At 54.6% G+C, this 9,240-nt stretch carries 8 protein-coding genes and 2 pseudogenes; 4 read left to right on the forward strand and 6 right to left on the reverse strand.

Features of this window, described 5'->3' with window-relative positions:
* Nucleotides 1-73: 73 nt before the first annotated feature.
* From BCA33_RS21545 to BCA33_RS07675, 3 genes are all read left to right on the forward strand, one after another.
* Nucleotides 74-418: a DUF2390 domain-containing protein gene (locus tag BCA33_RS21545; protein ID WP_254774258.1), complete on the forward strand. Its 345-nt coding sequence runs from the start codon at nucleotides 74-76 to the stop codon at nucleotides 416-418.
* Nucleotides 419-580: 162 nt separating this feature from the next.
* On the forward strand, nucleotides 581-964 hold the full coding sequence (locus BCA33_RS07670) for a DUF4124 domain-containing protein (RefSeq protein WP_071264727.1): 384 nt from the start codon (nucleotides 581-583) through the stop codon (nucleotides 962-964).
* Nucleotides 965-1,112: 148 nt separating this feature from the next.
* The gene (locus tag BCA33_RS07675) at nucleotides 1,113-1,847 is read left to right on the forward strand and encodes an FKBP-type peptidyl-prolyl cis-trans isomerase (RefSeq protein ID WP_071264729.1); all 735 of its coding nucleotides are present in this window, start codon (nucleotides 1,113-1,115) and stop codon (nucleotides 1,845-1,847) included.
* Between the two features lie 91 nt (nucleotides 1,848-1,938).
* Here the strand turns inward: BCA33_RS07675 and BCA33_RS07680 are convergent, their stop codons facing one another.
* Entirely contained in the window at nucleotides 1,939-2,418 is a 480-nt protein-coding gene (locus tag BCA33_RS07680) for an Rsd/AlgQ family anti-sigma factor (RefSeq protein ID WP_071264731.1), read from the reverse strand.
* 101 nt (nucleotides 2,419-2,519) lie between these two features.
* Nucleotides 2,520-3,024: pseudogene (locus tag BCA33_RS07685) on the reverse strand (disulfide bond formation protein B).
* Between the two features lie 114 nt (nucleotides 3,025-3,138).
* On the opposite strand from BCA33_RS07685, the gene fliL reads away from it, so the two are divergent.
* On the forward strand, nucleotides 3,139-3,582 hold the full coding sequence (fliL, locus tag BCA33_RS07690) for a flagellar basal body-associated protein FliL (RefSeq protein ID WP_071264733.1): 444 nt from the start codon (nucleotides 3,139-3,141) through the stop codon (nucleotides 3,580-3,582).
* 17 nt (nucleotides 3,583-3,599) lie between these two features.
* On the opposite strand, the gene BCA33_RS07695 is transcribed toward fliL, so the two are convergent.
* From BCA33_RS07695 to BCA33_RS07710, 4 genes and pseudogenes are all read right to left on the reverse strand, one after another.
* Nucleotides 3,600-3,815, reverse strand: coding sequence for a hypothetical protein (locus BCA33_RS07695; protein WP_071264735.1), 216 nt, complete (start codon nucleotides 3,813-3,815; stop codon nucleotides 3,600-3,602).
* Nucleotides 3,816-3,957: 142 nt separating this feature from the next.
* Entirely contained in the window at nucleotides 3,958-5,511 is a 1,554-nt protein-coding gene (gshA, locus tag BCA33_RS07700; protein ID WP_071264737.1) for a glutamate--cysteine ligase, read from the reverse strand.
* Between the two features lie 69 nt (nucleotides 5,512-5,580).
* Nucleotides 5,581-7,941: a Tex family protein gene (locus BCA33_RS07705; protein ID WP_071264739.1), complete on the reverse strand. Its 2,361-nt coding sequence runs from the start codon at nucleotides 7,939-7,941 to the stop codon at nucleotides 5,581-5,583.
* Between the two features lie 47 nt (nucleotides 7,942-7,988).
* Nucleotides 7,989-9,240: pseudogene (locus BCA33_RS07710) on the reverse strand (putative bifunctional diguanylate cyclase/phosphodiesterase); the annotation flags it as partial.

A 9,240-nucleotide genomic window follows, 5' to 3' on the forward strand; every position in this document is an offset into this window, starting at 1 on the left:
TAGAATTGTCAGGGACGGTTCAGCGCTCATGACGCCAAACTCGAAAGCTAGTCCAGATTTATCGTTAAAGACCATGGAGTTGCCGGAAAATCTGGAACCGGACAATCCGCTTTGGTATTTTGCACTGACATTTTGGCAGCACTCATCTGCGCAGCAAACCTGCCTTGCCCTGCAAAATGAGGGCTGGAGCGTAACACGCATTTTGTGCGCCGGATGGCTTGCACTGAATGGCAGGTCATACACCGGAATCGAAGACGCTACGGTAACAGAGTGGCGAGATCGTGTAACCGGCAGCTGCGTGCGATTCGTACGTCGGTGCCAAAAGCGCAGGCTCCATACGAAGCTTTGCGCACAAACACAGCCAGCCTTGAGCTGGCGGCAGAGCGCATTGAACTGGCTTTGGCCTGGCGGGCGTTAACAGAATCCAGCTCGGAGCAGAGCAACATGTACGAACGTGAAAAGCTGATCCGATACAATCTCGCTACTGCTGCACCGGTATCCGGTACACTGTGAGTAGCCGGCGGCTTCTCAGCACTCTCGGCGATGCCCTCATCGCCCTTCAACAGGGATACACACAGCCATGATGATCAAATGGCTCGTCCGGCTTTCATTTCCAGCCCTCGGCTTTTTATTGCTGCTGATGTTTTTCGGACTGAACGATCCTGACCAGGCATCTGAGCCGGTTGCCGAAGAAGCACAGCCCGAAATCCCGGCCTTTGAGGGATTGGTGCCCTCGCCAGTTCCAACGGAAGGCCCTGATATCATATTTAAATGGCAGGATACCGATGGCAACTGGCATTACGCCGACCAACCCCCTGAACAAGGCCGCTGGAACACCTTGGCCATTGAAAGGACGGAGAAGAACCGCTCGCCTGCCAGAACAGGCTCGCCTGAATCTGATTGGCAATCACCCTACAGTGCGCCCTTCATGCTTAGCCCAAACGCCGGCAGCAATGGAAGCTGACGGCAGCTTCGCGGCTGAAGTGCGAAATCTGTAGCGCCTTAACAGATGTTCAGTGGAATCTGCGCCTCGAACCCGTTACCGTTTCCCCTCTGGCAAACACAATGCATGGGCTATTGCCCACTCCGTACTAACCCATAAGGATGACGTAATGAAAAAAACGCTGCTTGTACTGGCGATGACCGGCATAGTTGCCGGCTGTTCTACCCAGTCAGAAACCCCCGCAGATCCAAAGCTGGACTCCACTGACCAAAAGGTCAGCTACGGCATGGGCCTGGTATTGGGTGAGCGGATGAATAATGACCTGCCAAACCTGCAAATGGATCAATTTCTTCAGGGTATTCAGCACGGTCACGCCGGTGATGATGAAACCAAGCGCATGAGCCGCGAGGAAATCCAGCAGGCGCTGATGGAGTACCAGAAATCGCTTCAGGCGGAGCAAGGCAAACAGGTAGAAGAGCTCGCCCAGAAAAACATGGAAGCTGGAAAGACCTTCCTGGCAGAAAACGCTGAGCGCGACGGTATTCAAACCACCGAGTCTGGCCTTCAATACGAAGTGTTGGAAGAAGGCGAGGGCGAGCAACCTGGTGCAACCGATACCGTACAGGTGCACTACACCGGAGCGCTGCTTTCTGGAGAGGTTTTTGACAGCTCCCGTGAGCGCGGCGAGCCCGTCTCCTTTGGCCTGAACCAAGTTATTCCAGGCTGGACTGAAGGCCTGCAGCTGATGAATGAAGGTGCCCGCTACAAGCTGTACATCCCTTCAGATCTGGCTTACGGCCCAGGAGGCAACCGCTCCATTGGCCCCAATGAAACGTTGGTTTTTGATGTAGAGCTCTTGGCTATCAACCCTGGCGAAAACGAAGAAGACGCTGCTTCCGAGTAATTTCAGCCCGTCTGAAGTCATAAAAAAGCCTCAGCCAGCGCTACCGCTGCTGAGGCTTTTTAGTGCCCGCGCTGCCTCGCGCCGAATAAAGTCAGGCTGGCGCCACCTTGTCACTATGCACGTTATGAAGGTGTTCAATCAGAAAATCCTCCATTTCGAAACGAGTTTCCAGGTTTTCACCAAGATGTGAAAGCTTCTCGAACAGCGCGCTCACATCCTGCTCCGTCAGCTCTGTGCTATCCAGCTGATCATTAAAATTAAGAGCCACTTCCGTCGTTTTCTCAATGCGCGGATAAACCTTGGCTGCCAATTCCAGCCCGCCATCATTGAACTCACGGGCTTCCTTCACCAGCTGCTCATATATTTCAAAATGGCCGGTAGACACGTAATCCATCAATACCTCACAGAGCTTTATAAACTTCTGCTTCAAGGCTTCTGTTTGCGTGAAATCGTTTTCTCCGGACAAATCGCAGTAATGAACCAGCAGCTCCTGGCGCGCCAAAAGCCAGCGATCAATGAGCTCGCTGACACCACCCCAGCGCTCCCTTGCATTTCGGCAATTTTCCAACATGACGCCTGCTCTCCACTTAATAATCAGGTCATTCAGCCCTGCGCTGATATGTGTTAAGTCCGAATCAAGTTACCCCATGCCAGCGACCAGTCGCAACCGTTTCAGCCAGCAATCCAGCTTTTTGTTCTTCCGCGGTGAAAAAGCATCATGAGTCCCAAAGCCACCAGCACTACAAAAAAGACTGCACTCCAGCCTGGAATGCTCAAGCCAAGGAAGCGCCAGACCACTGTGGCACAGTCACCGGTACCTTTAAGCGCGGTGGTCAGCACCTCCGCCATGGGCAGAACCTCGAGCATATATTCCACCGAGGGGCCGCAAGCTGGCACCTGATCCGCCGGCAAACTCTGCAACCATAACTGGCGCCCAGCCATGCCCAGCCCAGCACCAGCGGTTGCCGTCAGCAACAGGCCGTATACACGCAACCCCAGTTGCCCAGGGCCATGCAAAGCGGCCACAAGGCTTACCAGCCCCACCCCCATAAAGCCGAAACGCTGAAGCCAGCACAATGGCAGGTTCTAGCCCCATCACGTGTTCCATATAAAACGCCACGCCCAACAACCCGGCGCAGGTGACAAAAATACAGGCAAAGATTGCTCGTGCTTTCACAAAGTTTCCTCAGTTTTCCACAAATGCGCTGCAGGGCCTGCTATTCTCAGTTTATCCGGCAGAACCGCCGTGAATTTTATCACTAAACCTTAAACCATGACTAACTGCAAGCTTATGACACCTCAGCCAAAATTCGTTTTATTCGGCCTATTCCTGCTGCTTTCAGTACCCCTCATGGGTTGGGCGGAAGAAGCCGTCACAGCTGAAGAAGAAACCTCAGAAGAGCAGGGAATCACCGATTATATCGCCATGGAGCCATCGTTCGTAACCCATGTAGGCGTTCCCGGCGGCAAGCTGACCTACCTTAAAGCAGCGGTCAGTCTCAGAGCCTCAAAGCAAACTACGCGGCCGGCGGTAGAAGCTCACATGCCAAGGTTGCGCCACGAGCTTGTCATGCTGTTTGGCGAGCAAACGGATGCCGACATGCTGACCACCATGGACGGCCAGAAAGCGCTTCGAGAAGAGGCGAAATCAAGAATAAATGGGGTATTGGACGAGCAGCAAACCGGCGAAGTTATCACCGGCGTGTTGTTTACGGAATTCGTAGTACAAAAATAGTGTCGAACGAAAAGACTTCAGGCGATCCGAGAGAACAGATCATCCCCACGGGCACACTCTTCTCGGATAACCTCACCTGCATCAGCCCAACCAGCCTCCCAGGCAGCTACAACGACTTCGCCGCGATAAGGACAACGGGTTTTATCCATACTCATCGAGGCTGCCATGTAACCTTGGCGATAGGCCTTGTTCAGTGCATCAACATCCCAGCCGAGCTTCATATCCCTTGCCATGCCACTGCTCCCTTTAACTGATGTATCTGAAGTTAGCACCAGCGTCAGAAAGTGACAAACATTTGTTCAGCTTCTGTGAAGCAGGCCCGCCCGCGATGCGAACCGGCATAGACCACGCTCTGCACAGGTAGCACCCGCCCCTTCAGGAGCGCAGATACTGCTCTAGAAAATCACTGAATCCCAAGGTATCCGAGGCTTCTATCCGTCTCTGCTCTGCCAGAGAATCCTTGCTCGCAGCGGCGAATGCTGCCTGCACCTTCGCCCCCAGCTCTTCCTTTCGGAGCGTATTCTGGTGCTTGAGCGCCATGTCCATACTCCAATCACGATGACCCAACCCAGAAGCCTGCATGGCATCGATAACGCGCTCCGAGGGCACTTGCCGATCACCCGTTAACACGCCCCGCTGAGCCGATAACGCTTTGCAATACACGTCATCCCCATTCCAGCCGTCCAATACCTCTGCCAGAGGTTCCAGCCGATCCAGCAGTGCCGTAGCTGCCTCACCTATGGGTGTACGCTCACCGGCGCGACACAGGGTCAGTTCGCGATTGCGACCTGCGGCGACAACGTCTTTGAAGTTGTCGTCTAACATGTTGCATTCGTCATCATCAATTTGCGGCGATTCTGACAACAAACAATCAAGCAGAAAGAGATCAAGAAAATCGACCTGAGCCTCATTAACGCCTACCGGCGAGAATGGATCCAGATCCAGGCAGCGCACCTCAATATATTCTACCCCGCGGGATTCGAGCGCCTGAATCGGCTTCTCCCCGCTTCGGGCCGTGCGCTTGGGGCGCACCGCGCTGTAATACTCGTTCTCGATTTGCAGCACACTGGTATTGATCTGGATAAACTTGCCATCGCGCCGGGTACCCAGGGCTTCATAGGCAGGCCAGTTGGTGTGGATAGCTCTATCCAGAGTTTGAGTGTAGGTGCTGAGCTTGTTGAAGCAAATGTTCAACGAAGACTGCGCGTTGTTGTGATAACCCAGATCGCCCATACGCAAAGAGGTGGCGTGCTTGCCAAACCAGCTGCTGTCATCAAAACGGCCAAGATCGTGACCCACACCGTTCACAAAACTGGCATCCAGGGCCGGAGAAGCGCCGAACAGCAACATAAGTAGCCAACTTCTGCGACGGAAATTGCGCACCAGCCAAAAGTATTGATCAGATTTGAAATCTTTCATGGTTTGCTGGTCGCCGAGGTCACGCTGCCACTTGTCCCAGAAGCTGTCTGGTAGCGAGAGGTTATAGTGCGTGCCGGCGATGCTTTGCATCATGCGGCCATACCGCACGGCCAGGCCCTGTCGGTAAACATGCTTTAACCGGCCGGTGTTGGACGAGCCATACTCCGCAATGGGGATGCTGGCATCTCCATTCAGTTCACAGGGCATGCTGGCTGGCCAAAAAACCTCGTCGCCCAGGTTCTGCTGAACAAAGCGGTGAGTATTGCGCAGGGATTCCAGCACCTCCGCTGTACTGCTACACACAGGCGTAATCAGCTCCAGCAGGGACTCAGAGTAATCTGTCGTAATGGTCGGGTGGGTAAGCGCCGACCCCAAAGCCTCAGGGTGTGGCGTCTGCGCGATAAACCCGTTGCGATCAACACGCAAACCTTCTTTTTCTATCCCTTTCAGAAACCCGTTCCAGTCGCTGGCAGCGAACTGGCGAAACATAGAATGGCGGGATTCGGCCATGGTTAACTCCTGCTGCAGTCGGCTGAGCCTTGCGGGCACTCGCCGGCTGGTGTAAATAGTTGAAACCGCTTAACGCTTATCTTTTCGGGCCGACGCAAACGCCTGCGCCAACGCCCCACCCACGGCACCTTGATCAGCGCCTCTGCCTTGGCTGCGGGGGGAAGTCTGACCCGCCGATTGCCCACTGCGGCCGCCGGCATTCTGGCTGCCAGCTGGGCGCCCGGAAGCAGGGCGTTTTGATTCTGCCTTTTCGCCCGGCTGGTCATCCATGCGCATGGTCAGCGCAATCCGTTTGCGGGGAATGTCCACCTCCATCACCTTAACCTTCACAATATCCCCGGCCTTGACCACCTCGCGAGGGTCTTTTATGAAGGTATGGGAGAGTGCAGAGATGTGCACCAAGCCATCCTGATGAACGCCGATGTCCACAAACGCCCCGAAATTCGTCACGTTGGTAACGGAGCCTTCCAGCACCATTCCCGGCTCAAGATCACCAAGGGTTTCCACGCCTTCCTCAAAGCTTGCGAAACGAAATTCCGGGCGCGGATCCCGGCCAGGTTTTTCGAGCTCGGAGAGGATATCCTTGATGGTTGGCACACCGAACTTATCTGTTACGTAATCCTGTGGGTTCAGACCACGTAAAAACGCAGCATCCCCAACAATGCCTTCAACTTTGCGGCTACTCTTTGCTGCGATGGCCTCTACAACGCCATAGGCCTCGGGGTGCACAGACGACCGGTCCAGCGGATTCTCGCCACTGGCGATACGCAAAAAACCAGCGGCCTGCTCAAAGGTTCGAGCGCCGAGCCGTGCAACCTTCAACAGTTGTTTGCGGTTTTGGAACATGCCGTTTTGATTGCGATACTCAATGATGTTCTGCGCGATGGTCTGGTTCAGGCCTGACACTCTGGACAAAAGGGGTGCAGAGGCGGTATTCAGATCAACGCCAACACCGTTAACACAGTCCTCAACAACGGCATCCAGGCTGCGAGAGAGCTGAACCTGGGACACATCGTGCTGGTATTGACCAACGCCAATGGATTTAGGTTCTATCTTCACCAGCTCCGCCAATGGATCCTGCAACCGGCGGGCAATGGAGACCGCACCACGTATCGTCACGTCCAGATCGGGCAGCTCTTTAGATGCAAACTCGGAGGCAGAGTAGATCGAGGCGCCAGACTCGCTCACAATAATGCGTGCCAGCTTCAGCTCCGGGTAACGCTTACTGAGCTCCCCCACCAGCTTTTCTGTCTCTCGGGAGGCTGTGCCATTGCCGATAGCAACCAGCTCAATGCGATACTCCCGGCACCAAACCGCAAGCTGTTCAATGGAACGATCCCACTGTTTTTGCGGTGCATGGGGGAAGATGGCTCCATGCCCGGCAACCTGGCCGGTGTCATCAATAATCGCGACCTTCACACCTGTGCGGAGGCCAGGATCCAGTCCCAACGTCGCACGGGGCCCGGCCGGTGCAAGCAACAACAAGTCTTTCAGGTTGGCGGCAAATACATTGATGGCTTCGGTTTCAGCGGCTTCGCGCACCTGCCCCATGAGATCAGTTTCAATCTGGGTAGACAGCTTTACCCGCCAGGTCCAGCGCACCACCTCTGACAACCACTTATCAGCAGCGCGGCCGTTATCACGGATACTCCAGCGTGCGGCGATACGTTGCTCAGCAGGGTGCGGCTGGCGCCGGTCATCGTCCACATCACCCACAACCAGAGTGTAAGAAAGTATGCCTTCATTGCGGCCACGGAGAATAGCCAGTGCGCGGTGGGATGGCACTCGCTTCAGCGGCTCTACGTGATCAAAGTAATCCCGGAATTTGGCGCCTTCATTTTCCTTGCCATCAATCACAGCAACCTTTAATTGCCCTTGCTGCCAGATGAAGTCTCGCAACTCACCCAGCAGCTCCGCATCTTCAGCGAAACGCTCCATCAAAATATAACGGGCACCATCTAGAGCCGCTTTGGCATCCGCAACTCCGGCCTCTACGTTGACATAGCCTTCGGCCGTTGCTTCTGGATCCAGAGCAGGGTCGCCATACAACGCATCAGCGAGTGGCTCCAATCCCGCTTCCCGGGCAATCTGGGCTTTGGTGCGGCGTTTGGGCTTGTAGGGGAGGTACAGGTCTTCTAGACGGTTCTTGGTCTCTGCCTCCTGAATGCTGGCGCGCAATTCGTCGCTCAGCTTGCCCTGCTCCTCAATGCTTTTGAGGATGGTACCGCGACGGTCTTCCAGTTCTCTTAAATAACGCAGGCGTTCTTCAAGTGTACGCAGTTGGTTGTCGTCCAAAGAGCCGGTTACCTCTTTGCGGTAACGGGCTATAAACGGAACCGTGGAGCCTTCGTCCAACAGGGCGACGGTGGCATTAACCTGTTGCTCACGTACGCCGAGTTCATCGGCGATGCGCCTGGAGATACTGTTCATGCAACCTCTGTGATGCTTGTCTGATAAAGCAGCAAAGGTACAGCGGCTTACAGTTGCAGGCAAGCGGGCTGGCCACGCTTGTTTAAAAACTGCACAAGATCGGCCCAAGGCATGGGCCGGGCATAGTAGTAGCCTGAATTTCATCACAGTGTTGCTGTCGCAAAAACTCCAGCTGGCTTTCGGTCTCAACCCCCTCAGCCACTACGCTGATCTGAAGGCTGTGAGCCAGGCTAATGATCGCCCGAATAATGTGCTCCGCACCTGCAGACTGCCCCAGCGCCTGCACAAATGATTTGTCGATTTTTACCAATGAGATTGGCAAGTGCTGTAAATGACTAAGAGAGGAGAACCCGGTACCGAAATCATCAAGCGCAAAGCTGATACCCAGCTGGTTGAGCTCGCGCAGGCAGCGTTGTGCATACTCGGGATCGTGCATCATGGCACTTTCCGTCAGCTCCAACTCAAGCAAGCTGGTATCAACATTAGCGTTGAAAATAATACGAAATATGGTTTCGGTCATTTTGCGGTCGTGGAACTGCCGGAACGAAAGATTTACCGCAAACACAAGCCCGGGAAACCCATGCTCGGCCGACGCCTGCAGGCGCTTACAGGCTTGTTCTATTACCCAATAACCGATGGGCACAATCAAACCACTGCGCTCGGCAACAGGTATGAACTCGTCTGGCCCTACCAGTCCACGCTCCGGGTGGTTCCAGCGCAACAGACACTCAACGCCACGAACCTCGTTGCTAGCCAGATCAATCCTTGGCTGATAATACAGCTCCAGTTCATTACCTCTGAGCGCATTCCGAAGATCGGCCTCCAACCTGAGCTGGTAGCCGGCGGAAATGTGCAGCTGACGATCGTAGAAGCGATAACTGGTGCCTGGATCCCGCTTGGCCTCAAACATCGCCCGGTTGGCCCGACGCATGAGGTTTTCAGGGCTATCTCCGGCCTCCGGATAGGTGGCTACTCCCAGGCTGGCACTGACAACCACACTCTGGCCATCAATTAAGACTGGTTCATCAAGAGCGTTAACAACCTTGCGTATGATTTGGGTGATATCCAGCGAGTCTTCAATTTTTTCAACGATAATGGCTAGCTCATCACCGCCAATGCGCATCAAGGAATCCACGCGCCGCAGCCCCTGCCGAACCTGAGCCGCAACCTTGATCATCAGCTGGTCACTTTTCTGATAGCCAAATGACTCGTTAATGCTGCGGAAATCATCAATATTCAGGTGCAACAAGGCTAGCCGGTAGCTGCCTCGTTGAGCCCTGAGCAGGGCCTGCTGCAACC

Source organism: Marinobacter sp. AC-23, from assembly GCF_001858325.1.
Classification (GTDB): Bacteria; Pseudomonadota; Gammaproteobacteria; order Pseudomonadales; family Oleiphilaceae; genus Marinobacter.

What these genes read in the sequence shown, in the direction of transcription:
- BCA33_RS07675 (WP_071264729.1), top strand. Translation starts at nt 1,113, where the DNA reads ATGAAAAAAACGCTGCTTGTACTGGCGATGACCGGCATAGTTGCCGGC.
- BCA33_RS07670 (WP_071264727.1), top strand. Translation starts at nt 581, where the DNA reads ATGATGATCAAATGGCTCGTCCGGCTTTCATTTCCAGCCCTCGGCTTT.
- BCA33_RS07705 (WP_071264739.1), bottom strand. Translation starts at nt 7,941, where the DNA reads ATGAACAGTATCTCCAGGCGCATCGCCGATGAACTCGGCGTACGTGAG.
- fliL (WP_071264733.1), top strand. Translation starts at nt 3,139, where the DNA reads ATGACACCTCAGCCAAAATTCGTTTTATTCGGCCTATTCCTGCTGCTT.
- BCA33_RS07695 (WP_071264735.1), bottom strand. Translation starts at nt 3,815, where the DNA reads ATGGCAAGGGATATGAAGCTCGGCTGGGATGTTGATGCACTGAACAAG.
- BCA33_RS07680 (WP_071264731.1), bottom strand. Translation starts at nt 2,418, where the DNA reads ATGTTGGAAAATTGCCGAAATGCAAGGGAGCGCTGGGGTGGTGTCAGC.
- BCA33_RS21545 (WP_254774258.1), top strand. Translation starts at nt 74, where the DNA reads ATGGAGTTGCCGGAAAATCTGGAACCGGACAATCCGCTTTGGTATTTT.
- gshA (WP_071264737.1), bottom strand. Translation starts at nt 5,511, where the DNA reads ATGGCCGAATCCCGCCATTCTATGTTTCGCCAGTTCGCTGCCAGCGAC.